Below are 25,283 nucleotides of genomic sequence, written 5' to 3' on the forward strand. Positions count from 1 at the left end.
CAGCGGATAATTCATATACTGGATTTTTCTTGGTAACTGATTCCTTTATACTAAAACGTAAACAGGCGTTCAATTATTACCGGATTCTTGACAAAAACAAAGCCAAACTCTAAAGTTTCGTAAAATTTCAACCACAATTTTTAAAACAAGTATAAAACGCAGGCCACGACTGCTTATTTCTCGTATTTTTCACATACTTTAAGTAGAAATTTTACTACGTGGATTTATACTAAGGCAGGTAAAATTAAATTTGAATCACATATATATCCTGAAGAAATTATTGTGCAGCATCTCTTATTTTTTTACAATAAATGCAAACTTATCTTTCAATTTAAGAAAATGTTTTTCATATAAATGATAAGAGAGTAAACTGATGATGATACTAACCACCAATACTATAGTACAGATAAGCAACGCAAAAAAAACTGAATTTACTGCAATATTTTTTCGTTCGATAACCTGTACGGCAATTTGAACAGCAATAAAGTGAAGGCAATACAAACCATATGTATAAACGCCCAGTTTACTGACTATTTTAAACTTAGAAAATTTGTAGAAGGAGTTGTTGGCGAAGTTTTGCTCTGCTATAATGAATGCAAAAAAAGCAGCTAATATCAACCTTTCGAACACCAATAAAATGGCAGTAGAAAATATTTCATTTTTAAACAATAAAATGCTGATGGCAAGAATATATACTACAACAATTTTCCAACGTTGCATATTGGTAATATATTTTAATACTTTACTATCCTTAGAACAGAAGTATGCCATTAAACCACCTGTTGCCATATCTCCTATCACAGAGAACGTATGAAAATTCAATACTGCAACATCATGAGAAGTTGCTCCTGTAAAAAATGAACGAAAGATCAATGTAAAAAAGGCAATACCGATAAACAGCCACGCATATTTCTTCGGCGAAGAAAATTTAAGTACGATCGGCCAAACCAAATAAAATTGTTCTTCCACAGCAACCGACCATAGCGCAGCTAAAAAAGCTGCATCAGGCAATGCATTAGAAGCTAAAGAACGCAGGCGTATAAAATCAAAATTACAGGCAAAGATGAGATAGCTTTTAAGATCGGCTACTTCTGCAGGGCTTGGGAAGGTTCTGAATTTTACATAAGGAAACACTACAAACCCCAACAATACCACTAAATAAAACAGCGGCCATATCCGCAATATACGGCGTATATAAAAATTCTTAAGGCTGATCGTTTGCTTAAAAGATTTTTCCTTTATCAATAAATAAGTGATCAAAAAACCACTCAGTACAAAAAATATATTTACACCAACATCTCCGTTTTGAAATAAGAAATTAAGAAAGTGTTTTATACGGCTATCTGGCAACTTCAACAAAATAGTGCCATTGCAATGGTATGCGAAAACAGCAAAAAAGCAAACAAACCTAAGTCCATCAAGGTTAGGAAAAAAAACTTTTTGTTGGGATGTTTCCGTCATATTGTTCGTAGCGATAATAATTGCTTTTATTGATTTTTTACAACATCACTTAGGGGAACACCTATTTGCTCTTCTAATTCAACCACAGAAACATTGTAGTCTTTTTTGGCTGAAACTAATTTTAATTGAGCAGCGATTGATTCTTCATATTGGCTGTTCAACTCATTCAGCTTAATAGAACCATCTGTATAATTTTTTTGCGCAGTTATGTAGGATTCATTTGTTTCTTCCACTATAATTTTTTGCAGACGCAGTAATTCTTTTTTTTCTTTATAGTTTTCATATAATGCCAGTACCTGCTTACGGATAGTACGTATCTTATCTTCTTTTTCAGCTTTGGCAATGTCTATTCTTTCCGTAGCAATTTTTTTGTCGTTCTTAGTTCTTGAAAAAATATCCAAAGGCACCACCACAGATGCATTGTATTTTGGATAGTATAATGCATTGGCACTATTATTTACAACAAACTCATTTACGTTACCAGAAACACTTAATGAGCTCAGCCAGGAATTTTTTGCTTTGTCGTAATTAATTTCTTCTATCCTTATACTTCCATCTGCTGCTTTTAATGAAGGATTATTTAATGCCAACTGTACCAATTTCTCTTTTATTACAGAATCATTTGGTTCATCTATTACGCCTAAGGTTTGTTTATTTTGTGCAGACACTACATTAGAGGATTGCTTATTCATTACTATTTTTCCTTCAGTAGCTGTTTGCGCTAAACTAATTGCACTATTACTGACTATTAATAATAATGCCGCTGTTAAACCCTTTTTTATTCTCATTTTCAGTTGTTTTTAAAACTAATTTACAAAGTATTTGAAATTCCGTTGCTGTTATTTAATTTTTCTGTTCTGCCAGATCAAACTCCATTAAGCGTTGTATTAAAGTCAGTGCTCCATAAAAAAATATTGCTCCGGGAATTTGCCCGATGGCGACCTGCGAGTATTGCGAAACGATAATGGGAAACAACGTACATACAATAGCTGCAACATATGCTCCGTATTCAGGATTTCGTATCCTGGAATGATACCATATTCCCTGGTAAAGAATTAATAAATCAAAAATGATGGTTATCGCCAATCCAAGCCAACCCGTTTCCAGCGCCGCTTTCAACAAACCACTGTCCGGAGGAAAACCGGCCAAAGGATGGGCAGGATAAAAACGTTTACCTTCTATGCCGCTTGTACTTAAACCACCGCCAAAAGGATTTGCATAAATATAGGGTTGAATATTATGCCTGTTTCGATCACGTACGTTCATTGATTCTTCTTTAGAATCGAATATGGTTCGAATGCGATACAATGTAGAATTAGTTACGGGCGCAAACAACACGGCAGCTATCAATAATACCGAAACGAATAAAGTAAGCAAGGTTGTTTTGTTTCTTACCGTCATCATTCCATATAAGGCCAATCCTGCGGGTAATATGATTAATGCAGTACGGGTACCGGAATAAGCCATGCCCATCATCAATATCAGTGTAAAGAAAAATAAAATGTACTTATATTTTTTGTTCGGAGTATTAACGCCTAGTATCAATGTTAAAACTGCCATTGAACCCGACAATATTCCAAACGAAACCACATCGGAAAAGAAAGAAAATTTCCGTAACAATCCTCCCTGATTCATCAACGCAAACTCTTCCGGCTTAGCCGTAATGTAATCCATTTCAGGTGGCAAATACCCAAACCACTGTTGAAAACAACCGTATAAGCCGCCAATAAATGAAAGTATTATCCAATACTTTAAATAGAATTTGAGTTTGGCCGGCGTATCTAATAGTCGATAGGTAACAACATATATGAATGTTAGAAAAACAAACCTTTTAAACGTAGAGACCCAGCCACCTAATCCCATACCGGAAATATTGGGATTGATCACTTCTAAAAAAATATAAATGAATGTAATGGTTAAGCCAATAGATACAGGCGTTTTAAACAGCTTATTTTCTTTTTTACGTTCTTTACGGGCTTTTAATACCGTTCCTAAAAACACAAACACTACCAATACTTCCACACCCGGCGTGATAGGCAGATCCTTCCTTAATAAATGGCTGGGATAAAAAATAAAAAAAGCAATTGTTGACATCAGGTAAAACCCGATCAACGGTTGAAAGATGCAACAATAAACAATAGCCAATCCTGCAATGGCAAACGTTAAACCAAAATTTAAAACTATCAGGTCTTTTGCTGCAAAAAATCCAAACGCAACAGCAATAAGAACAAGCACTATGTTTGCCAATGGCGATGTTAATTTTTTCCGGAAGATCTCTTTACGCATCCACCGCCAAAAACGAGGTTTTGTATAATCGATATTACTTGCCAATGATTAGTGGAATAATATTTTAATGAATAATGCGATCATTACTATTGTAACAAAAACAATAGAAACAATAGCAGTGAGCTGCCTGTTCTTCCGTTCTTTTTCATCTATGTTATTCTTCTGTTGCATGTTGCTTAACCAGTTTAGGTTTAAACCCGATCTTTTCTAAAACAATTTTAAACAGTTCTGGATAAAAATCAAAAGCATATTTAAAACAATTGAGAAAATTAATATTGAAAGACCGCCTCAGAATATACTGTGTCATTATAAATCCAATGACATGTGTTATTAGCAAAGCATATGCCGCTCCCATTAATGCAAAATTTTTAATAAAGAAAATGCATAAGCCGATCTGTATTAATGCAATGATGGTAGTAGTTAAACAATTGACGGCAGGCTTGCCGGTGGAATCGATGATAACACCATAATATTTTATGAACGCTAAAAAAACAACGCTTATAGAAGCCAGCTGCAAGTAAGGTGCTGCTCCATAATATTTGCTGCCACATAAAACCGCCAGGAATAATTTTGGAAACAATATGATAAAGATCACAGCGGGCAATACAAAGCTAAGCGTAGCGCCTACTGTTTTTTCATAATAGTATTTTATTCTTTCAGGATTGTTACTGGTATCACTCTTTGAGCTTTTGGGAAAAAGAATATCCGCCAATACCTGCGAAGGAGTATCAGCCAAATTAATTATACGCAATGCCATATTTTGATATGCATTCAATATCTTATTTCCCAATATAGATGAAAGCAGAAATTGATCAGCATTACGAAAAGCCATATTGCTTAACCCTGTGCCAAAAGCAAATTTTCCAAAATGCCATATCTTACTTACCCACTTTTTTGAATAAACGAGCGAATGACTTAAAGAAGATTTTACCGTAAAATAGGCAACAATAGCGCTGAATAAAATACCAAGGTTAAAAAGCCAAACTAGTAAGTTTAATGTTATATGATTGTTTGAGTAATAAAGAATTGCGATCAGCAACAAAGGAACACCTTGCCGTACAAGGTATGTCCAAAAAAGCCCTTTATACAATAGCTTACCATAGATAATAGATTCAAAATGCATAAATGGAATCAGCAGCAGCAATCCGATCTCATATGTATGCATCATTGGCGCCAGTCCCGGCATTTTTAGCCAGGTAGCTATTTGTACATTAAAAAAGAACAGTAGCACGGCAATAACAATTGTAATGACTGCATTCAAATAAAATGCAGCAGACAATACATCTGTATGTTCGTGCGATTCGCTGTAATTAATAAATTTAACAAGGGAGTTCTTTATTAAGCCCTGCCGGATAGTATCTATAAATGCAGTAACTGTTAAAAACAAACCCCATACGCCGTTTTCTTCTACAGTAAGAGCACGGCGTGCCAACAACATAGTGCTTAACAAGCCGAATAACGGCGTTGAAAAATTTTTCAACCCATTGTAAAACCCGGACGCTAACCACCCTTCATATTTTTTTGATACTGACATTTCTACTATTTTATTTCCATGAATAAAACGCAAGCAAGGTTATCTTCTATTTATCAGCTTTATGTGCTAATCGTAACGAAGGTGATCTTTCAAGACTGAACAACCAATCCATATTTAATCGTTTAGACAATTGGTATAATAAAATGGGAACTATACCTCCCGCAATTATACCCGACAACAATAACACCGGTACATTATATATATGCAATGCTTTGGTAAGCACTACCCGTAACGATGCAAATACTATTACATGCGATACATAAATATAAAGTGAGTGTCTTCCTAAAAATTGCAACCAATTAAGCGTTTTACTTTTTTGCAGCATAAAAGCAATGCAGGCAATAAAGGCGCATCCTATCATTGCAATTAAAATATAAACCAAGGGCTCTTTGTATTCAAAAGACTCATAGCGTGTGTCATTATCCTGCATTGCATAAGAAATACTTTGATGCAAAAAATACACTTGCGAAATAATGAAAGGAACAAGTAATACCAACAAGGTTTTCCAGGATTCAAACCAATGAAAATTCTTTCTGTCGTTCATAAAGCTACTGATAGCATCCCCAATTGCAAAAAATAAATAGTAATGCAGTATGTCTAACACAAATCCTAAGGCTGCCCCATAATGAAATACATAAATAATGGATGATACATAAAACAGTATGGCGCCAATGATTATATTTTGAAAAGCAGTTAGTTTAAATTTTGCTTTAACAAAAGCGTATATAACACTTACATTAAACAACGCATACAAATACCAGAACTGTTCTACTTTACGTGGCAGGTAAAGTAAGTACAGATAATCAACCGGAGAGCGCTGAGCATTTACATACTTTGAAAACACCAATTGCAACGTAATCTGTAAACCACCCCATAAAAAATAGGGGTACAAAATTGTTTTTACTTTAGTGACAGCAAAATCCGCCAGCCCTCTTTTTGCCAAACTACCCGCAACAAAAATTCCCGAAACGATAAAAAACAAAGGCATCCTAAAACTAAAAAACATAATATTGGCATGTTCCAACGAAATATATTTTTCAACCGAAATGCCTGATGCTTTGATCCCTTCAAACACATGACGATACAATACCAGTATAATGGCAATACCCCTTGCATAATCTATCCACGTCAACCTTCCGGGTTTTGTCATAAATAATTATGATTGTCAGGAATTAATATTTTCTACTGAGATATTATTCAGTATAACGCCAAAGTTTTTGTCATGTAAGTTTTGGGCAAACTGAAATGAATTTTCGTCTGCATGTGAAATAGATTCTTCTGCAGAGAACACTGTAAAAATTCCTTCTGCATATCCTGCCAGCTCTTTACTATCGGCGTAATCATTTAAAGATGCTCCTTCAATAATAATAAAATCAAAATATTTTTTCAGCTCCTGCAAAAATTTATCCATATCAATATTGTATAAAATTTCGGAAGGCGTGCTTTTAATTTCGTTACAGCCAATTATGCTTAATCCATCATAAGGTGTGCTGCTCCATAAATTTTGCTTATCTAACGGTAATGAATAATTGACCTTATCGCCGGCATCCTGGATAAATGCTTCTGCATTAAATTTAGTAGTAAGTGTATTGTGAGAGCAGTTCAGATCAATGATAAGCACCTTCTTCTTGCTTAATAACAAGCTGGTGGCTAGCGCTTCTATCACTGTACTTTTACCAGCTTGTTTTTGCGTGCTGGTAATTAAAAAAATGCTTTTACCGCTATTTATAAATTCATGGCGCAGTTTGCGAATGTTGTTTTTATAAATGCCTCTAGGTTTTAGATCTTTATCCGACTCCTGCATTATAATATCCATAACAGGCGTATGTTTCAATTTAAGATGATTCAATACTGCCACCACATTTGTTTTGCTTAACTTAGAAAAGATAGAAGGTGTTTTAACAGATGGATCAAATACTTCCAGGAAAATAAAGATCAAGGCAAGAAAAATTGCCATGGATATTCCTGACAAAGCCATCTTCACCAATGTTTTTTTAGAAGCCGGTTCTACAGCAGGTTGACCAACCCTTGTTTGAATAAAGTTAGCAGTAGGATCATCTTTTAATAAACCCTGTACCTGCGTGAATTTTTCTTTTGCAGATGATAATTGTTTATTCTCAATTTCCAGTTGTTGCTTTAAGGCATCCACTTTTACTCCACCACCAGGATCAGAATTCGCCATTCCCAAGAACTCACGGATCTTACCGGTATAATTATCTATAGTAGCGCTGGAAGCCGCCATTAATGCCTGTTCATCGCTTAGCTCTTTTCTGATATCACTGATCTGATCATTTACTTTACTGGCAGAAGAGCTGCTGTTTGATTTTAAAATGATCTGTGTACGCAGGTCACTTATTTGTTGCTGCAATCCGGCATCGTTTCCACCTTTACGTGAAAGCTCTTCCATCAATGCATTTTTTCTATTGGTTAATTGAATTACCTCACTGTTGCTTGCACTGCTTTGGCTAACACTATTTTCAAGCGAATTTAACTGACCTTGCAAAGCAGTTACTTTATTAGAATGTTCATTATATTTTCCTCTTTCTTCCGCCAGGCTTGCTTCATACTGCTCCACGGTTTTCATAGCGCTGCTGGATTTACTTTCAGGATCTATATTTCCCTGGCTAACCTTAGTTTCCAATAAAACCTTGCCAATACTATCTACCCTGTTTTGTTGATTTTGTACCAACTCTTTAATGCTTTCAGCATTTTCTTCAGTACGTTGTGAGTTTAAGTTCTTATAATAACTTAAAAATTCTTCTCCAATTTGATTTACTACAAATGCAGATAACTCAGCGCTTGGAGAATGATAGTTGATATCAATATAATCCGTTGCCTGAACTCTCTCAATGTTTAAGTTTTCTAATAATTTTTCATAATCATAATTATAGAGCTTAAGATATTCAATTAACAATCTTTCTTCCGGATCTTCTGAATTCAATAATTCATGGTTTGTGATCTTTAATGCCAGAATTCTTTTTGCATTTTCCACATTCACTTCTTTGTAAACCTGGCTCTGGGTATTTTTTACTGTTAGCTTTTTATATGCCTTAGGAGGATTTACGAGGTCGTGAAGCAATAAACGATAAGAGATCATCCCGATTACCTGGGGAGATTTCATTGTTTCAACTACGTTATTAAATTTTACATCCACAGAAAACAGATCTACAGCGGAAGTTCCGTCTGTCAGTCTAACTTTTTCCGCAGTAAAGCCGGTGGAATATTGTGCTACCGATTCATACAGAGGTTTTTTATTTAACAATAAAACAAAAGCGATAATCACAGCTAAAATAGACAAGCCTATTATTATCCACTTGCGACGGTATAATACCTTAAAGAAATAAATTAAGTCCATTATGGTTAAGATGATGGTTGTTAGCAAAAATAACGAAAAAAGGTCTGGCTATTATTTGCCAAACCTTTTACAAACGGGATTTTTATTATATTATTTTATTCAGATTCAATCATTTGTATATTATTAAAAGTCGATTTAAAGCATGAAGCCTGTTTTTCATTTCAAAGAAAACAGCAACAATTCGGCAAAGAACTCATTATCAACAAGATACACTTATCAGTATTAACAAAGAATAAAATTTTAAAAATCAAAAGGTTAAAACATAATGGATTAATTTATTAAAAAAGCCCGGAAATAAAATTACCGGGCCAAAGGTTTTTCGTTTTTAAATCAATTACAGATATAAAAAGTGGGGCTTACTGCACATTAGCAGCATAAATTGCTACAAATAACATCAATAACAAGATAATTCCTGTCAAGAATCTTTTTTTCATACTATCAATAAACTTTATTTAATTAATGCGAAATCTTTAATGGGGCTGTCGTAGTAAAAAGAAGACCGGAAAATAAATGAAAGGGTTACATGCTCAAGGACGCCATTGCAGCTTATTTGATATATATCAGCATAAAAATGGTGTATTTAATCTTCAGCCAATGGCAGCTCAACAAAGAAAGTAGTGCCTTTTTCTTTTTGTGTTTCAAACCAAATACGCCCCCTGTTATGTTCAACAATTCCTTTACACATCGCCAATCCTAAGCCGGCGCCGGAAGTTTTAGTAGTGAAGTTGGGAGTAAAAATATTTGCCTGCAGGGTTTCGTCAATGCCGGTACCATTGTCTTTCACCATCACTAAAATTTTTGAATCAATGAGCTGTTCCGAAACCTGTATATGTGGAGTACGATGTGCCGGTACTGCTTGTATTCCGTTTTGAATAAGATTTGTAAACAGGCGATTGATCTGTGTTTTATCAGCATTTATCATCACGGGCTCTGACAATGGTTCCCAATCCAACTGCAAATTTTCTTCAATAGAATGTAAGCGGGTAAGCTGTTTCAATGATTCGTTCAGATCAAACACTTCATTCTTAGGATTGCCAATATTGGCAAACAAAGAAAACTCTCCCGCTATCTGGCTTAAATGATCTATTTGTTCCACCAGTGTTTTTGCTACACTGCTGCTTAATGTTTTCACATCAGGAGAATTGCCGTCGATAGCTCTTTGCAAATATTGCAAGCTCAGCTTCATTGGCGTTAATGGATTTTTTATTTCATGTGCCACCTGTCTTGCCATTTCCCTCCACGCACCTTCCCGTTCACTTTTTGCCAACGCTGCTGCACGTTCATCCAGCTTTGCAACCATTTTATTGTATTCTTTTACCAGCCCGCCTATTTCATCATTACGGTTCCACTTTATTTCTTCATTCACTTCTCCCAGGTTAATTTCTTTCATTTTATTGCTGATAAAAGAAAACGATCGGGTAATGCGGTTAGTGATCACTAAAGCTACTAGACCTGCTATTAAAAATATAAATGCATTCAGGTTTATAATAGCAACCAGAAAATTGGATATCTCTTGCCGCAATTTTGTTTGTGAAGTGAAATAAGGAATGTTCAAATACGCAAACACCACACCGTTCTTATCAATTACTGGTATGTAATTACTCAAATATTTTAAGGAGCCAATCGTTTCTTCTTTAAAGAACTGTATCTCCTTCAACTTACTCAAATGATAGTAAGAAACTGGATCCATTTTAGTACTCACAATTCCCTTGCTGTATGGCAGCGGCAAAGAAGACACTTCCAATGTACCATCTATATCATACAAATTAACATCTACAGAATTTACTTCTGATATTCTTGTAATATCCTGTTCCAGCTTTTGCCGATAAATACTTTCATACATTTTGGAATTGCTGTCTGCCAGGTTCATTTCACTAACAGAGTTTTTTACTTCATTGCTTAATACCTGTATAGTTTCACTCAGCTTTTCCTGGTTGTTGTTATGATAACGGCTGATGAAAAACAATATGGTTGCAACACCAATTACCACAAATGATAACAAGCTTATGAAAATGATAATGCCATGCACCTGGCTGCGTATGCTTAACTGCCATGTAACACGAATATTTTTCCATCGCAAACGGGTGCGGGCGCAAAAACTAAGCAACCAGAACACAGCAGCGATCACAAGAAACGAACAAAAGAGATAAGAAAACAAAGTAATGGCTTCAATAGAAAAGTTATCTTCTTTTGCAATAATTACCACCCTGCCTCCACCGGCGTTATACCATAGTTCATCGTATCCTTTATTTCTAAAATTTTCAAAATCATTCTTAGGTATTTGTGAAGGTGATAATTGCAATGAGAAAGGATAATCATTATGACTATTTACCAACCTTAAATTATTATAAACTGCATAAGAATAAACCGGAGAATTTTCAATTGAGTTATTGTATCCTTTTAAAAACAGTTCGGGATATAATGCATCGGTTTTATATTTTTTCGGAGTAGTTAAAATAAATACGTACCCCAGCAAACTACCTGTTGTATCTGTAATTTCTTTTTTACTTATATAACTAAACTTATCATAGGATACATCATAATAGTATAGATCAGGGATTCCGGTAGTTTTTCCCTGTGACTTTAGAATAGTAGACAGCGTATTGTACGTAGTGGAATCCTGGTTAAATAAAGACCGTTCATCATCATCAAAAGTATAGATACGTGTATCGTATTTATTGAGATAGCCTGTAACATTTTCATTCAGTAAACTATCTTTTAATGACCGGTTACTGGCAGAATCATTTTTTAGCTTATTGAAAAGAGGAGCCAACACACCACTGCTAAAATCTGTCAATACGCTATTCATTAGCCTTTCGGTAGAGGGGTCGGCTTTTAAAGAAAGGGTTTCTGCGTAACTTTTCCTGTTCTCTGTTTCTTTTTTATCATTTTCAATAATGATAACAATAGTAATGGCCATTGAAAAAAAGAAGAGCCAAAAAATAAGTCTGGATGAGATTATATGGTAGGTATCCAATAAAAAAGCTCTGTTCACGGACAATAATACATATAACAAAAGCCACGCCAGTAAGGACATTTCAAAACCAACTGTATGTGTGCTCATTCGGATGGTCAATACAGCCAATCCTGCAAATGCGATCAGGGAAAGCGTCAATAAAATATTTTTCAGAAATAAAGGACGCAATAAATAAATAATGATCTGGCTCGAAAAAAAATAGCCGATAGCCACACATCCTAAAATAACAAAACCCAATACACTGTAAATATTAAGTGTAAAAAAGTTAACAACATCAAAAGAGATTTGTGAATCCGAAACCATTGATCGCACTAAATTTCCAGCCAACAAAGTGCATAATATCAATAATATTGCCCCTATTATCAGTATTGTCCATTTAGCTTCAGATCGCTGTACTCTTATCCGTATTTTTTTCTCCTGTATATAATATCTAATAAAAAGAATTACCCACAGAAACAATAAAGCGTTGATCAGCAAGTCGCCTAAAGACCTGAAAATAGCATTGTATCCATAAACAGTAGGATCGAATAATTCAAACTGCCGAAAGTTAAGAGGTATAGAAAAATAATAACCTAATATCCTGAATAATGTAACAGCAGTTATCAAAAACAAAACACCACGAAGAAAATTGGTTTGCACCAAATAAATGGCAGTCAGATGAATGAATAACAACAGCAATCCCCAACCTAACAAACGAAGTACGATCGCGATAGAGTTATTATACTCAATAGCACTGATCCTTTTTTGATTAAGATAAAACAATGTGCTGCCATCAACAGATCTAACTGCAGTGTGAGTAGGTTCTAAAGAAATATCATATTCATTGCTAAGCTCTTTGCCGATGATAAACGAATTCTCTAAATACTCGTTAGGAATTGAATAATTCCATTTTACAGGCGTTAATGCTATCAGTAGATAATCATTAATATTTGTCTTACGCCAAACATAATAGCCATTGACCAATTGCGCAAACCCGCTTTTAGAAGTATCATATATAATAGTGTTGGGAGGTTCTGTTACCTGCGTGTTCCAGAAAAAAAGTTTATACCTGTTATTATCGGCTTCCTGTTTATAAACAAATAGAAAGTATTTTTTATCAATTAATCCTTGCAGGAAATTTTCATCATATTGCTTATTGATTATTTTATTGATCGTTTCCCTGTTCCCGCTTAATGCATCAAAATCGATCTCACTTTTATTAATATAATTGGTCAGATTTTTTTGCACTATGTTCAATGACGAATTCCCCGACCAGTAATTATCAATAATGAACGAGATAGTGATCAGCCATGCAGCTGCCACCAGTATATAACTGTTGCGAATAAAGAACCGTTTGAAAGTATTTTCGTATTGCAACCTTTCTTAAATTTTATTTTGGCATTAACTGTACACAATCATTAACTTTTCTTAACCTTATTCCATATTTCATCCATTTCCCATAAGGTTAGTTGCTGTAACGTTTTTCCCGAAGCAGTAACCTCTTCTTCCATTTTTGTAAAGCGGTTGATAAATTTTTTATTCGTCCGTTCCAAAGCATTTTCTGCATCCAATTGCAAAAACCTTGCAAAATTCACCAGCGAAAAAAACACATCACCCAATTCATCTTCCATTTTATTTTTATCTCCTGTAGCTATAGCTTCCAAAAGCTCATTATTTTCTTCTTCTACTTTTTTCCAAACCTGTTCTTTATTCTCCCACTCAAAACCAACCTGCTTTGATTTTTCCTGTAAACGCATGGCTTTTACCATTGCCGGCAATGATTTGGGCACGCCGCTTAAAATGGATTTTTTCCCTTCTTTTAATTTTATTTTTTCCCAGTTTTTAGAAACATCTTCATCGGTTTCAACTTTTACATCGCCATAAATATGCGGATGCCTTGTTATTAATTTTTCGCAAACGCCATTTATCATTTCATCTAATGTAAATTGATTTTGCTCTGCCCCTATTTTAGAGTAAAAAACGATATGCAGTAAAATATCGCCAAGCTCTTCTTTGATCCCCTTCCAATCTCCTTCTGTAATAGCGTCTGTTAATTCATATGTTTCTTCAATGGTCAATTGGCGTAACGATTGAATGGTCTGTTTCTTATCCCATGGACATTTTTCCCGCAAGTCATTCATAATTGATACCAACCGCTCAAAGGCAACTGCATTTGCTGACATATTTTACTTTTAATTTTGTTAAAAATAATAAAGATAAATGGCATCTTCGTTTTTTGGTACATAAACAGCTATTCTAAATTCGATAATGTTGCAATTGCCTATTAGCTTATTTTTGCCGCGAAAAAAAACACTTAATGCACCGCTCAATTATCATCCTTTTGTTTTTTGTTGTTACTACAACAAATTCGCAGGCTCAATACTATTTTAAAGATATTCTTACGCCCAGGCAAATTGCCACAGACAATGGTATTTTAAAAGAACAAAAGATCCACAACATTATTCTGCACAGCTTTGAAGCAGATGAACAACCAAGTGAAGGGTTTTATTGCGAAAAAAAGATCAGCAAGGATTATAAAAAGATAGAAACTTATAATAAATCCCTATATACCAACAAATCCATACTAACTACTTATTTTAACGATAAAGGGCAATTAATTAAAACATCCGATAGTTCAGAAGCAAATGCCTCTTTTTCTGACTATAGTTATGATAGTCTGGGGAGAATAACCAATATCGCATCCGGTTCGCATTCCAGTGATGAAGACTTTCTCACTTCTTTAATCGAAATACATCAATATAAATATGATGACAGCGGACATCTGCAAAAAATGCTGCTTATAAAGAACAAAAAAGACACTACAGAAATAGATTTTCTGCACGACGAAAAAGGAAATATTACAGAAGAGATTGAAGTAGCCGTTTACGGAAATCATTATTATTACTATTATGATACTCAAAACAGGCTTACAGATATAGTTCGTTACAATATTGTAAAGCAGCAAATGGTTCCTGATTTTACCTATGAATATGATGAAAACGGGCAATTGACGCAGATGGTAGCTGTTGATGAAGGTGTTGGATCTAATTATTTCATCTGGCGATATCTATACAACGGTCCATTGAAAATAAAAGAGAAATGTTATTCAAAGGACAAAAAGCTACAGGGATATATTGAATACGAGTATAAATAACGCCTTTATTGATAGATATTCCATAATTATTGTTTAATTAACTTGCTTTTATTCGTTATTGTGATGCTTTAAGGTTACCTTCATCGCATGACTTTCATTGACCGGGTGCTTCAAAAACCCTCTTATGGCTGGAGTGATGAAAAGGGTGAACTGATAATTCCTTCTTCTAAAAAATTATATTCCGAAGCTTTTTCAAGAATAAATATCTTTTCTACTAAGAAAAATTGGATATCATTAATTAGTTGGCTGATGGCAGTTTGTATGCTTCCATTCTTCTTTTTCTTTCTTTTCAAATATTTTTCTTTAAAACTATTGGTTGCTTTTTTATTGTACAGCATGATCATCATGAGTACACATGGCACCATATGGTTCCATCGTTTCAGTACACACAAAGCATATACATTCAGTCATCCTATATGGAAATTTATAACACAGAACTTAGTACTGCGAACTTTTCCTGAAGAGATATATGTTGTATCGCATCATGTGCATCATGCAAAATCCGATAAGCCCGGCGATCCATACAATTCTCAAGGAGGCTTCTGGTATTGTATGCTCTCCGACGTAAATCATCAAAGCATTGCTAAAGATCTAAACGAAGAAGATTACAAACGTGCTGCCGGTTTTTTACAACACACCGGCATATGGATTAACAGCTACACTCAATATCTTAAATGGGGTTCTGTAGCATCCCCGCTCTATACAGTTGGCTTGTGGTTGCTAAATTGGTCTTTCTGGTATTTCATATTTTACCTGTTAGGCGGGAATGGCCTTGCTTGTACATTGTTTAGCGCCGCCATGTTTTGGTTCATTTTTGTAAGAGCCTTCAATTATACCGGTCATGGTAAAGGCAAAGTAAAACATGTTGACGGCATCGATTTTGACCGGAGAAACCTTTCCATCAATCAAACTCGCCCCGGTTTATTTTCAGGTGAGTGGCATAATAATCACCATTTATATCCGGGTAGTGCCCGTGCAGGTTTTCATCGTTTTCAGTTAGACCTGGCTTGGATTTATATCTTCAGTTTATACAAGATCGGGCTTGTTTCATCGTATAGAGATAACAAGAAAGATTTTCTTAAGAAGTATGGCACAAAAGAGGGCGAACTTAGCTCCGCCAATAATAAAACCGTCATTTCTCAATAAAAAGACTATATTTGCATTGTGATAATAGTTCTTTAAGCACTCTTTTTCGACAGACAGTTATATTTTATCTTCCTCTATTTAATATTTCTTCTTTTTTTATAGCGCTTTTCTTTCTACCGTCACAGGTATTTTATTTATTATTTAAATTTTATTTTATGAACATGTATGTTTCAAATTTGAGTTTCAATGTAGATGAAACTGAATTGAACAATCTTTTTTCTGCTTTTGGAACCGTTACTTCTGTTAAGATCATCACAGATAGAGAAACAGGCAGATCACGTGGTTTTGGTTTTGTAGAAATGTCTTCGGATGCTGAAGCAAAAAAAGCTATGGACGATCTTAATTTCAAAGAAATTGATGGCAGAAAAATTTCTGTTGCTGAAGCAAGAGAAAAAACAGAAAGAAGCGGCGGTGGCTCTGGTTTCAGAAGCAACTCCCGTGGAAACTCCGGCGGTTATAATAACAAATGGTAATTCATTCTTTCAATAGCAAGAGCCCGACAAAACGGGCTCTTGTTTCTTTTTATAAATCAATCATATGACAAGCGAACAAATTGAAAATTTTCTTTCCAAACATCTCCTTGACAATACAGAGATCAGAATAAATTTTAAATCACGTAATGCAGTCAAAGGAATATTTATTCAAACAAATGATTTCAACGAATTAAAGTCGAAAAATTTTTGGCGCATTGTAGGGGAACAACACATACCTGAATTTAAAAAAACCAAAGACATCAATCTTGCCAAAATATTTAACGGCACAGAGTTTACAAAACTGGGGTTAACTTAATCTTCTTTTACTGCATGTACCCGTATTAACCAGCATCAGAAGGCAATTCAACATCACACATAATCATTAAAATAATTTCTAAAGAAAAATATGGGAAAATCTCACGAAACATTTGGCAAGAAAGAAAGAGAAAACAAACGGCTTCAAAAGATAAGAGATAAAAAGGAAAAGAAAGAGCAAAGACAGTCTGAAGCAAAGTCAAAAAACTTTGAAGATATGCTTGCCTATGTTGATGAGAATGGAAATATTTCAGCAACACCTCCCAAATTTCCTCGTGCTAAGGTAAATGCAGAAGATATTACGATTGGTGTTCCCACCCAAACTGAAAGAGAGGCTGAAGCCATGAGAACAGGCGTGATCACCTTCTTTAACCAGGCTAAAGGCTTTGGCTTTATTAAAGACCAACAAACACAACAAAGCATTTTTGTTCATGCCAGTGCCCTACAGAATATGGTACAGGAAAATGATAAAGTTAGTTTTGAAGTAGAGAAAGGCCCGAAAGGATTGAGTGCTGTGCAAGTAAAAAAGATATAATTTTCTTCAACCGGAATAAATAAAAAAGCCGCTCAATTGAGCGGCTTTTTTTATCAACTATAATTAAGTACCCAGGATGGGAGTTGAACCCACACGAGCATTGCTGCCCACAGGATTTTAAGTCCTGCGTGTCTACCAGTTCCACCACCTAGGTATCCGAAAAAAAATCCTGTCTCACCTAAGCAAAACAGGATAATTTCTGAGCGGAAGACCGGGCTCGAACCGGCCACCCCGACCTTGGCAAGGTCGTGCTCTACCAAATGAGCTACTTCCGCATTATGTAAAGAACTATTCCTTTTTTTGGGATTGCAAAAATAAGGGGTTACAACAAAAAATAAAAACTTATTTATACTTTGGATTATACAACGTGTTTTCAGGAACTGCTACATCGGGTTTGCCCTTGTAACGATGAGCGTATAAGCCATAGCAACCGCCTAAAACAAAGGCAACCACTACAAACACCTGGCAAAACCAAATGAAACGGGAAGTAGATACCCAATTATGGGCGAAATCTTTATGCTTATTATCTATAAATTGTTCTTCCATTTTTATTAATTATTGCGATGCAAAAATAAGGTGTATCCAACAAAAAAAACTATTTGTTACCAACAATTTCCGAAAAGGTGCTCTTCTTTTTTATAAAATATTGCCATACAATAGAGCCTTTATAAACGCCTTCTAAATTCCTGTTATTTATTTTGGTAAAAACCGATCGCTTTTTATGAAATAATCTCCAGCTGATAAAATGAAAATGCGCTTTAATAACTGCAATAAAATAGCCCCCATTCCCTTTTAGTAATTCCATTACTGCGGCCAGCCAATCCAACAAAAATCTAAAAGGAATTTTCCATACAGCATTCCCAAACGATAAATTCTTTGCTAATAAAATAAGATTGTTTCTAAAATTCAAGAACACTTTTCGGTTATTACCGGTTGGCAATGTGCCGCCGCCAACATGATATACTATGGAATTAGGTTGCACGTATATTTTATATCCTGCAGATTGCGCCCGCCAGCAAAAATCTATTTCTTCCTGGTGTGCAAATAAAAAATCATCCAATCCATTTAGTTCATGATATACATTTGCTTTTACAAAAAATGCAGCCCCACTTGCCCAAAAGCAAGGACGTACTGCGTTGTATTGTCCATTGTCTTTTTCAACGGCATCAAATATCCGTCCTACCGCAAACGGGTATCCTAAGTTATCTATCCATCCGCCGCAAGCGCCGGCGTATTCAAATTCATTTTTATTAGCAAACGATAATATTTTCGGCTGGCAAACTGCTATCGTTGCATCATTCTTCATTAATTCAATAATAGGTTCAATCCAATCCGGCGTCACTTCAACGTCACTATTCAGCAAAACATAATAATCACTCTGCACTTGTTTTAATGCAGTGTTATAACCTTTGGCAAACCCTTCATTACTGCTATTCTGTATGATCTCTACACTGGGGAAATTTTGTTGCAGGAAAGAAACTGAATCATCTGTAGAAGCATTATCCGCAACAATGATCCTTTTGTTATTATAAGTAGTTGCCAGCACCGACGGCAGAAACTGTTGCAGGAAATGTTTCCCGTTCCAGTTTAAAATAACAATGGCCACAGCCGGATCTTTGGTACCAGCCGCAGTAAGCGCTTCGACATCATTGAGACGCATTTCGTTCATCGGCTATACTACTATTAAGCTTTAAGTATGTTTTGCACAAACATAGTTCATTTGTCTGAACCATAATGCTTGCCGGGAAGACAGGAAGTTGTAAAGTTTTAATTTACATAAGAACGTCTTTGCGACTTGCCGGCTATTAAATACATTTACAGTAATGTTCACTCAATATTTAAACTGGCGTACATTATTAGCCCTTGTTGCAATAACTATTGTAACAGGTACTATATTTTATTCCAACTTCTTAGCAAAAAAAATTGCTTTTGATGAACGCCAGAAAATTGAACAGTGGGTAGATGCCGTTAAAGATGTAAATAATGCCAGCAGCGCTACCACTAATTTATCTACACGAATATTAGTGGAGAACAGCAAAGAGATTCCCATGATCGCTGTAACAGAAAAAGACAGCATACTTGATCACTATAATTTAGATTCTTCGCTCGTTATCAACAAAGATTATTTAGAAAATACGTTAAAGGAGTTCAAATCCTTACACGAACCTATAGAATGGAGAAATCCTTTAGACACCACGCAGATCAATCGTGTATATTACGGAGAATCTTCTTTGTTAAAACAGGTTCGCTACTACCCTATTATTCAATTGATCATTGTAGCCCTATTCATCATTATAACATTGATTACTATTTCCACAAGAAATAAATCTACTCAAAACCAGGTGTGGGCAGGCATGGCTAAAGAAACAGCACATCAATTAGGCACCCCACTTTCATCTTTACAAGGTTGGGTGGAAATGCTGAAAGAAATAGAAGGCAACGAAAAAATTGCTTCAGAAATGTCTAAAGATGTTGATCGCTTAAAATTAGTAAGTGATCGTTTTGGAAAGATCGGTAGCATTCCACAATTAGAGCCGATCAATATAACAACACAGGTTGAAAACATGGTTGCTTATATAAAACGTCGTGCAACCGATAGGGTTAGCTTTGCCATTAACAGCAATGAAAAAGATATTGAAGCAAACATTAATGCTCCTTTGTTTGACTGGGTGATTGAAAATTTATTGAAAAATGCATTAGACGCAATGGAAGGCAAAGGCAACATTACTATCAATATAAAAAATGAAGCCGCCGAAACTGTTATTGATGTGACCGATTCAGGCAAAGGCATCAGCAAACAAAATGTTTCTAAAGTTTTTAAGCCCGGCTTTACTACTAAAAAACGTGGCTGGGGATTAGGCTTATCCTTAAGCAAACGTATTATTGAACAATACCACAAAGGAGAATTGTTTGTAAAGCATTCTGAAATAGGTAAAGGGACTACGTTCAGGATCATTCTTAAAAAATAAATATCTCACAGAGGCGCAGAGTAAAATTTGTCTTTTACTATTTAGATTATACATTTGCTTCGCAATATTCAATAGTATTTATTGAATATTCAACTATCAGCGGCGATGGCGAAATTGGTAGACGCACTACTTTGAGGTGGTAGCGGGGCGACCCATGGGAGTTCGAATCTCCTTTGCCGCACAAGGCTTCTCAAATGAGGAGCTTTTTTATTTATATTTATCCCTGCAAAAAACAAAAAAATGGCAAACGAAATAAAATGTCCTCATTGCGGAAATGTATTTGATGTGGAAGATGTATTGGCAGCAGACATCGAAAAAAAATATCAGCAAAAATACCAGGATGAATTAAAGCAATCACTTAATAAAGTAGAAGCCGACAAGAAAAAGCTGGAGACCGAACAAGTTCAATTTGAAGAAAAAAAGAAAAGAGAAAACGAAATTTTTGCACAAAAGCTTCAGCAGGAAAAACAAAAGATGGAGTTAGAACTCCAGGAACAACTAAAAAGCAAGATCGCAGCAGATTATGAAGGCAAATTGAAACTGGTAGAAGAAAACAATCGCCAAAACGAAGAAAAATTAAAAGCAGCAAGACAAAAAGAAATAGAGTTTCTTCAAAAAGAACAGCAGATGAAAAATAAGGAAGCTGAACTTGAAATAACCTTACAAAAGAAATTACAGGAAGAACGAACGAACATTACTGAGCAAATAAGAAAACAGGAAACGGAAAAAAACCTGTTGAAAGAAAATGAATTTCAGCTGAAGCTGCGGGAAATGGAGAAGCAACTGGATGATCAGAAAAAACTGGCGGAAGAAATGAAACGCAGGGCAGAACAAGGCTCTATGCAATTGCAAGGAGAAGTACAGGAAATAATTTTAGAAGAATTATTAAAAACAAATTTTCCGTTTGATGAAATTACGGAAGTAGGTAAAGGCGTACGTGGTGCCGATTGCATACAACATATTCGAAACAACACCGGGCAAGCGTGCGGTAAGATTATTTTTGAAAGCAAGCGTACCAAAGATTTTGCATTAGACTGGGTTGAGAAACTAAAAGTTGATATGCGCAACAGCAGTGCTGACATTGCCGTAATTGTTACGCAAGCTATGCCTAAGGATATGGAACGCTTTGGAGAAAAAAATGGTGTTTATATCTGCACATTCACAGAAGTTATTGCATTAGTAAACGTGTTACGCAACAGTATTATCCGGTTTTATGCGGCAACAAAATCGCAGGAAAATAAAGGAGAAAAAATGAATATGCTTTACTCCTATTTAACCAGTCACGAATTTGCGGAACAATGGAATGCAATACGGGAAGGTTTTATGTCCATGAAATTATCTATTCAAAAAGAAAGAGATGCCATGGAAAAACTCTGGAAAGCAAGAGAAAAACAGTTGGAAAAAGTTTTATTGAATGCAGCACATATCAGGGGTTCGGTAGAAGGTATTGCAGGAAGCGATAGTGTTGATCTGAATTTATTGGACTCAACCGAAACCAATTTATTAGACAGTTAAAGATTAGTATAATTGCAAGAATAATTTATGCCTCAGGAAAACCCTATAATCTCATACAAAATTGGCGACACTACATATGCGTTAGAACCGGGTTATTTACCCAACGGATTCGATACATTACCGCTTGCTACGCAGGATCAAATTCGGTATGCGATAGATAGCATTAAACAAAGCCGCGACCTTCAACAACAACAGGATGCAAGTGTTTCATTTGCACATTTTTGTTGGTCGGCAGTTTTTGGTGCTTTGTTGATCGTTGTGTTAACACTGGCATTAGGCAAATTCTTTGATCGCCTGCAAGGAATACTTAAACAAGAATTCAGCTGGTTCTTCATTGTAGGGCTGTCATTATTTATCCCTGCCATTTATTATGATATACAATGGCTTTCATCCATTCTACTTTTTCTAATCATTATAGCATTAATAATAGTTGTAAAAAAAGCAGGCGTACGTCCTGAAGATACTCCAACTCCTTACGCTATTCCACCGCAGGAAGACTATCCGCAGGAACAGGTGTTGCAATACAGAGGCAGTGAATTAAATTTTTCGCATCCTCAAATACATGATACGCTTACCAAAAGGTGGAACTATTATTCCACGCTCACTCCATTTAACCAACAAAGATTCGTAGGGCGCTTACAAGAATTTATTGCCATTAAAACTTTTTGCATTTATGATAAAAACGGCTTCCTGGAAATGCCCATTCTTATCAGCGCTGCTGCTATTCAACTAACTTTTGGGCTGGATGAATACCTATTAAAAAATTTTCCGGTTATCAATATTCATCCCGAAGAATTTATTGGCGTACATCCGTTCATTCGTTTTTTAGAGGGGAACGTTTCAAACGGTTGCATCAATCTTTCATGGAAACATTTCTTACTGGAGAGCAGCATTACTGATGATGGCCAAAATGTGGGCTTACACGAAATGTCGCATGCTTTGTATTGCGAATGTTTTGCAGATAGAGGAAGGGCAGACAAGCTTTTTCAAAAAACTTATGAAGAGTTCAATACAGTTGGCGGCAAATTATTTCAAACCGGGAAGCCAAATAATGAAAATTTGTTTTGCGATTATGCTTATAAAAATATCCAGGAATTTTGGGCAGTGAGTATCGAAATATTTTTTGAACGCTCAATAGATATGCAAAATAAATATCCCGAATTATATGCAGCACTTTGTGATATTTTAAATCAAAACCCGGCTAATAAAATTGCTATTTTAAAATCGTTGAACTAACCAGGATAAACTATATTCATCAAACAAAACAAATTGCACCTTTAACTGCTCATCGGTATTTTTTAAAAACCGGCATATGGCAGTACCTCTTTTGTTATCTAATAAAATATCCGTAATCTGAATATGCTCTTTAAAATCAACACCGCCATCTCCATACCATTTATAAACTGCTTCTTTGATGCTCCAGCAAAGCAGTTGTATATTGAGTGTTGAATATTGAGCATTAACTATTTTTTCTATTAATCGTTGCTCTTCAATACTCAAAAATTTATCTTTTATTCTACCGATCTTATCATTAAATAATTCAATATCCACTCCTACTCTTTCCTCTTTACTTACAATTACTGCTGCATAATCGCCACAATGTGAAATGGAAAAATGATACGCTTCATTTTCGAGAAAAGGTTTTCGTGTATCTGCAATCCGTATCAGGTCGTAAGGAAAATCAGGATATAATTGTTTTAATAATGATCTGCCTGCTAAATGTTGTAAACGCTTGTGCCAATGAGATATCTCACGTTGCAAAGGAACCTGTTCTAAAAAGAAATCTTCAGTTTCGGCAATATGCCAAATGCCAAGTTTTGTAGTGTCGTTAATATTTTGTTGATAAACCAGCGGCATATTGTTGATTGAATATTGAATATTGAATACTGAATATTTATTTTTACAAATTAACTGATAAATACATAAACAATGATATTGAGTGATAAGCGAATCCTGGAAGAAATAGAAAAAGGTACTATAAAAATCGAACCATACAATCGTGAAAAATTAGGGAGCAATAGTTATGATGTACATTTGAGTAAAAATTTGGCCCGCTATATAAATAAAGAATTGGATGCAAAAAAGCATAATGAAATTGATCATTTCGAAATTCCCGACGAGGGCTTTGTACTGCAACCACATGAATTTTATTTAGGTGTTACGGAAGAATATACTGAAACCCACGCCCATGTTCCTTTTTTGGAAGGTAAAAGCAGCACCGGTCGTTTGGGTATCGATATTCACGCAACTGCAGGAAAAGGAGATGTTGGTTTTTGCGGAAACTGGACCCTGGAAATTTCTGTTAAGCAACCGGTTCGTGTTTATAAAGGAATGCCTATCGGGCAATTAATTTATTTTCCTGTTGATGGCGAAATTGAAGTAAAGTATAATCAAAAGAAAAATGCTAAATACAGCGGTCAGCCAAATATGCCTGTTGAAAGTATGATGTGGAAGAATAAGTTTTAGAGCTTTCCATACTTTTTATAATATGCCACCAACAATCCTGTTACTTCATCGTAGGTTAAATTGCCGGCGGGTTGTTTGTTGCTCTGTAAATATTTCCCGTACATCCATCGTATGATAGGCTCTACAGGGTTTTGATGCGCTTCTGCAAAAGTTCTCCATTGTTTAATGTCTTCTTTTACAGCAGGAGATAATTGCTTTGCAAAACTTTTTGCAGCAACGGAATCAACGATATATAAATTTCTGTTAGTAGTTAAAAACAGATCCAGGTAAACAGAATAGTGAAACAAAGTATCCGATGATGCAGCAGCTGCAAGGTATCCCACAAAATTAGCTTCATCTTCTCTTGCATATCCCACCTGGTGCGCCATTTCATGGCAGGTTGTATAAGGTTGCAAAAAATACGGAACAGTTGTATTTACCTGTGCTTCTCCGGTGAATGGGTCATAATATCCCATGAAGCCTAAATAATTGCCCAACCATCCCCACAAAGATGATTTTACAGCATTGGTTTGATAGGTAAGAAAAGGAAATTGTATTGCAGCGTTTTTGTATGCTTCATCCGATCTTTTAAATATCTCTTTTTTGTTTATTTCTGTTTGATGAATTTGAATCAATGTCGATTTATTTTCATTTACTTTTTGCAGTAATAAAGAATCTACTGCTGCCAGGTCTTTAGCGGTGTATCTTTTTGTATCTAATCCAAGTTGATAAGCAATCCCTAACCTGTTATAGTTTATTCCCCATAAAACATTAAAAATGATGTAAATGAATAATATCCAAACAACCATTTTATAGGCACCACATTTCATCCATGCCCAATTCATTTCTTTTTTAAATATTTTGATAACTGCTTTAACGACCTTTACTACTAAACAAACAGCTATTACTCCATATAAAATATCGCCGATACTAAAAGGAAGCCAGCCGAAAAAAAATCGTAATAGACGGGCAAGGTGCGGATAAAAACCTGTTGAATAAGCAGTTTCGACGAAAAAGCTGTTATTAAACGCAAAATGAACGAATAGAGACAGAACAATTAATCCTAATATGATCAGAGATTTTTTCCGGGTTTGCATAACTGCCATAAAATTAAGCAATGCAGCCGTGCTAAAAATCTG

At 35.3% G+C, this 25,283-nt stretch carries 22 protein-coding genes and 3 tRNA genes; 10 read left to right on the top strand and 15 right to left on the bottom strand.

All coding sequences use genetic code 11. The features are described from left to right. Window positions 1-294 precede the first annotated feature (294 nt). From K9M53_RS12060 to mazG, 9 genes are all read right to left on the bottom strand, one after another. Complete coding sequence (locus K9M53_RS12060; RefSeq protein WP_224015199.1) at window positions 295-1,461, bottom strand: acyltransferase family protein; 1,167 nt, start codon at window positions 1,459-1,461, stop codon at window positions 295-297. 26 nt (window positions 1,462-1,487) lie between these two features. Then, window positions 1,488-2,249 carry a TolC family protein gene (locus K9M53_RS12065; protein ID WP_224015201.1) on the bottom strand — a complete coding sequence of 254 codons (762 nt, stop codon included), beginning with the start codon at window positions 2,247-2,249 and terminating at the stop codon, window positions 1,488-1,490. Window positions 2,250-2,304: 55 nt separating this feature from the next. Beyond that, window positions 2,305-3,792: an O-antigen ligase family protein gene (locus K9M53_RS12070; protein ID WP_224015203.1), complete on the bottom strand. Its 1,488-nt coding sequence runs from the start codon at window positions 3,790-3,792 to the stop codon at window positions 2,305-2,307. A gap of 3 nt (window positions 3,793-3,795) precedes the next feature. Next, entirely contained in the window at window positions 3,796-3,918 is a 123-nt protein-coding gene (locus K9M53_RS16105) for a hypothetical protein (protein ID WP_255580628.1), read from the bottom strand. Further along, entirely contained in the window at window positions 3,902-5,281 is a 1,380-nt protein-coding gene (locus K9M53_RS12075; RefSeq protein WP_224015205.1) for an oligosaccharide flippase family protein, read from the bottom strand. The genes K9M53_RS16105 and K9M53_RS12075 overlap by 17 nt, the downstream gene beginning before the upstream one ends. Before the next feature lie 46 nt (window positions 5,282-5,327). Further along, the gene (locus tag K9M53_RS12080) at window positions 5,328-6,431 is read right to left on the bottom strand and encodes an acyltransferase family protein (protein ID WP_224015207.1); all 1,104 of its coding nucleotides are present in this window, start codon (window positions 6,429-6,431) and stop codon (window positions 5,328-5,330) included. A gap of 15 nt (window positions 6,432-6,446) precedes the next feature. After that, window positions 6,447-8,636, bottom strand: a complete 2,190-nt coding sequence (locus K9M53_RS12085; RefSeq protein ID WP_224015209.1) for an exopolysaccharide transport family protein — start codon at window positions 8,634-8,636, stop codon at window positions 6,447-6,449. A 580-nt stretch (window positions 8,637-9,216) separates the two neighbouring features. Then, entirely contained in the window at window positions 9,217-12,969 is a 3,753-nt protein-coding gene (locus tag K9M53_RS12090; RefSeq protein WP_224015211.1) for a sensor histidine kinase, read from the bottom strand. Window positions 12,970-13,010: 41 nt separating this feature from the next. After that, on the bottom strand, window positions 13,011-13,775 hold the full coding sequence (mazG, locus tag K9M53_RS12095; protein ID WP_224015213.1) for a nucleoside triphosphate pyrophosphohydrolase: 765 nt from the start codon (window positions 13,773-13,775) through the stop codon (window positions 13,011-13,013). A gap of 134 nt (window positions 13,776-13,909) precedes the next feature. Between mazG and K9M53_RS12100 the strand changes: the two genes are divergently transcribed. The 5 genes from K9M53_RS12100 (at window position 13,910) to K9M53_RS12120 (ending at window position 17,215) form a co-directional block, all read left to right on the top strand. Then, window positions 13,910-14,746, top strand: coding sequence for a hypothetical protein (locus K9M53_RS12100; protein ID WP_224015215.1), 837 nt, complete (start codon window positions 13,910-13,912; stop codon window positions 14,744-14,746). A gap of 87 nt (window positions 14,747-14,833) precedes the next feature. Beyond that, window positions 14,834-15,892, top strand: coding sequence for a fatty acid desaturase (locus K9M53_RS12105; RefSeq protein ID WP_224015217.1), 1,059 nt, complete (start codon window positions 14,834-14,836; stop codon window positions 15,890-15,892). A gap of 155 nt (window positions 15,893-16,047) precedes the next feature. After that, window positions 16,048-16,365, top strand: coding sequence for an RNA recognition motif domain-containing protein (locus K9M53_RS12110; protein ID WP_224015219.1), 318 nt, complete (start codon window positions 16,048-16,050; stop codon window positions 16,363-16,365). 64 nt (window positions 16,366-16,429) lie between these two features. Next, window positions 16,430-16,681, top strand: coding sequence for a short-chain dehydrogenase (locus tag K9M53_RS12115; protein ID WP_224015221.1), 252 nt, complete (start codon window positions 16,430-16,432; stop codon window positions 16,679-16,681). Between the two features lie 90 nt (window positions 16,682-16,771). Then, window positions 16,772-17,215 (top strand): cold-shock protein, encoded by a 444-nt coding sequence (locus K9M53_RS12120; RefSeq protein WP_224015223.1) that lies wholly within the window; start codon window positions 16,772-16,774, stop codon window positions 17,213-17,215. Between the two features lie 68 nt (window positions 17,216-17,283). Here K9M53_RS12120 and K9M53_RS12125 read toward each other — a convergent pair. From K9M53_RS12125 to K9M53_RS12140, 4 genes are all read right to left on the bottom strand, one after another. Then, window positions 17,284-17,369 (bottom strand) — tRNA-Leu (locus tag K9M53_RS12125). A gap of 48 nt (window positions 17,370-17,417) precedes the next feature. Next, window positions 17,418-17,490: transfer RNA gene (locus K9M53_RS12130), tRNA-Gly, on the bottom strand. A 67-nt stretch (window positions 17,491-17,557) separates the two neighbouring features. Further along, window positions 17,558-17,761, bottom strand: coding sequence for a hypothetical protein (locus K9M53_RS12135; protein WP_224015225.1), 204 nt, complete (start codon window positions 17,759-17,761; stop codon window positions 17,558-17,560). 49 nt (window positions 17,762-17,810) lie between these two features. Further along, window positions 17,811-18,884, bottom strand: coding sequence for a glycosyltransferase family 2 protein (locus K9M53_RS12140; RefSeq protein ID WP_224015227.1), 1,074 nt, complete (start codon window positions 18,882-18,884; stop codon window positions 17,811-17,813). Between the two features lie 154 nt (window positions 18,885-19,038). Between K9M53_RS12140 and K9M53_RS12145 the strand changes: the two genes are divergently transcribed. The 4 genes from K9M53_RS12145 to K9M53_RS12160 all read left to right on the top strand — a co-directional run bounded on the left by K9M53_RS12145 (window position 19,039) and on the right by K9M53_RS12160 (window position 22,935). After that, the gene (locus K9M53_RS12145; RefSeq protein ID WP_224015229.1) at window positions 19,039-20,184 is read left to right on the top strand and encodes a sensor histidine kinase; all 1,146 of its coding nucleotides are present in this window, start codon (window positions 19,039-19,041) and stop codon (window positions 20,182-20,184) included. Window positions 20,185-20,283: 99 nt separating this feature from the next. Further along, window positions 20,284-20,365 (top strand) — tRNA-Leu (locus tag K9M53_RS12150). Window positions 20,366-20,424: 59 nt separating this feature from the next. Beyond that, entirely contained in the window at window positions 20,425-21,699 is a 1,275-nt protein-coding gene (locus K9M53_RS12155; RefSeq protein WP_224015232.1) for a DUF2130 domain-containing protein, read from the top strand. Between the two features lie 27 nt (window positions 21,700-21,726). Then, a complete protein-coding gene (locus K9M53_RS12160) occupies window positions 21,727-22,935 on the top strand; it encodes a zinc-dependent peptidase (RefSeq protein ID WP_224015234.1) in 1,209 nt (402 codons plus the stop codon). Here K9M53_RS12160 and K9M53_RS12165 read toward each other — a convergent pair. Further along, window positions 22,918-23,556 (bottom strand): 4'-phosphopantetheinyl transferase family protein, encoded by a 639-nt coding sequence (locus tag K9M53_RS12165; RefSeq protein WP_224015236.1) that lies wholly within the window; start codon window positions 23,554-23,556, stop codon window positions 22,918-22,920. The two genes, K9M53_RS12160 and K9M53_RS12165, sit on opposite strands and share 18 nt — an antisense overlap. Before the next feature lie 72 nt (window positions 23,557-23,628). Between K9M53_RS12165 and dcd the strand changes: the two genes are divergently transcribed. Beyond that, a complete protein-coding gene (gene dcd / locus K9M53_RS12170) occupies window positions 23,629-24,165 on the top strand; it encodes a dCTP deaminase (protein WP_224015237.1) in 537 nt (178 codons plus the stop codon). Here the strand turns inward: dcd and K9M53_RS12175 are convergent. Next, complete coding sequence (locus tag K9M53_RS12175; protein WP_224015238.1) at window positions 24,162-25,250, bottom strand: DUF3810 domain-containing protein; 1,089 nt, start codon at window positions 25,248-25,250, stop codon at window positions 24,162-24,164. The two genes, dcd and K9M53_RS12175, sit on opposite strands and share 4 nt — an antisense overlap. Between the last annotated feature and the right edge of the window lie 33 nt (window positions 25,251-25,283).

Origin of the sequence: Ferruginibacter albus (assembly GCF_020042285.1) — a bacterium.
Classification (GTDB): domain Bacteria; phylum Bacteroidota; class Bacteroidia; order Chitinophagales; family Chitinophagaceae; genus Ferruginibacter; species Ferruginibacter albus.

What these genes read in the sequence shown, in the direction of transcription:
- K9M53_RS12075 (WP_224015205.1), bottom strand. Translation starts at nt 5,281, where the DNA reads ATGTCAGTATCAAAAAAATATGAAGGGTGGTTAGCGTCCGGGTTTTAC.
- K9M53_RS12110 (WP_224015219.1), top strand. Translation starts at nt 16,048, where the DNA reads ATGAACATGTATGTTTCAAATTTGAGTTTCAATGTAGATGAAACTGAA.
- K9M53_RS12160 (WP_224015234.1), top strand. Translation starts at nt 21,727, where the DNA reads ATGCCTCAGGAAAACCCTATAATCTCATACAAAATTGGCGACACTACA.
- K9M53_RS12145 (WP_224015229.1), top strand. Translation starts at nt 19,039, where the DNA reads ATGTTCACTCAATATTTAAACTGGCGTACATTATTAGCCCTTGTTGCA.
- K9M53_RS12120 (WP_224015223.1), top strand. Translation starts at nt 16,772, where the DNA reads ATGGGAAAATCTCACGAAACATTTGGCAAGAAAGAAAGAGAAAACAAA.
- K9M53_RS12165 (WP_224015236.1), bottom strand. Translation starts at nt 23,556, where the DNA reads ATGCCGCTGGTTTATCAACAAAATATTAACGACACTACAAAACTTGGC.
- K9M53_RS12175 (WP_224015238.1), bottom strand. Translation starts at nt 25,250, where the DNA reads ATGGCAGTTATGCAAACCCGGAAAAAATCTCTGATCATATTAGGATTA.
- K9M53_RS16105 (WP_255580628.1), bottom strand. Translation starts at nt 3,918, where the DNA reads ATGCAACAGAAGAATAACATAGATGAAAAAGAACGGAAGAACAGGCAG.
- K9M53_RS12155 (WP_224015232.1), top strand. Translation starts at nt 20,425, where the DNA reads ATGGCAAACGAAATAAAATGTCCTCATTGCGGAAATGTATTTGATGTG.
- K9M53_RS12140 (WP_224015227.1), bottom strand. Translation starts at nt 18,884, where the DNA reads ATGAACGAAATGCGTCTCAATGATGTCGAAGCGCTTACTGCGGCTGGT.
- K9M53_RS12135 (WP_224015225.1), bottom strand. Translation starts at nt 17,761, where the DNA reads ATGGAAGAACAATTTATAGATAATAAGCATAAAGATTTCGCCCATAAT.
- K9M53_RS12100 (WP_224015215.1), top strand. Translation starts at nt 13,910, where the DNA reads ATGCACCGCTCAATTATCATCCTTTTGTTTTTTGTTGTTACTACAACA.
- K9M53_RS12115 (WP_224015221.1), top strand. Translation starts at nt 16,430, where the DNA reads ATGACAAGCGAACAAATTGAAAATTTTCTTTCCAAACATCTCCTTGAC.
- K9M53_RS12080 (WP_224015207.1), bottom strand. Translation starts at nt 6,431, where the DNA reads ATGACAAAACCCGGAAGGTTGACGTGGATAGATTATGCAAGGGGTATT.
- K9M53_RS12105 (WP_224015217.1), top strand. Translation starts at nt 14,834, where the DNA reads ATGACTTTCATTGACCGGGTGCTTCAAAAACCCTCTTATGGCTGGAGT.
- mazG (WP_224015213.1), bottom strand. Translation starts at nt 13,775, where the DNA reads ATGTCAGCAAATGCAGTTGCCTTTGAGCGGTTGGTATCAATTATGAAT.
- K9M53_RS12060 (WP_224015199.1), bottom strand. Translation starts at nt 1,461, where the DNA reads ATGACGGAAACATCCCAACAAAAAGTTTTTTTTCCTAACCTTGATGGA.
- dcd (WP_224015237.1), top strand. Translation starts at nt 23,629, where the DNA reads ATGATATTGAGTGATAAGCGAATCCTGGAAGAAATAGAAAAAGGTACT.
- K9M53_RS12085 (WP_224015209.1), bottom strand. Translation starts at nt 8,636, where the DNA reads ATGGACTTAATTTATTTCTTTAAGGTATTATACCGTCGCAAGTGGATA.
- K9M53_RS12065 (WP_224015201.1), bottom strand. Translation starts at nt 2,249, where the DNA reads ATGAGAATAAAAAAGGGTTTAACAGCGGCATTATTATTAATAGTCAGT.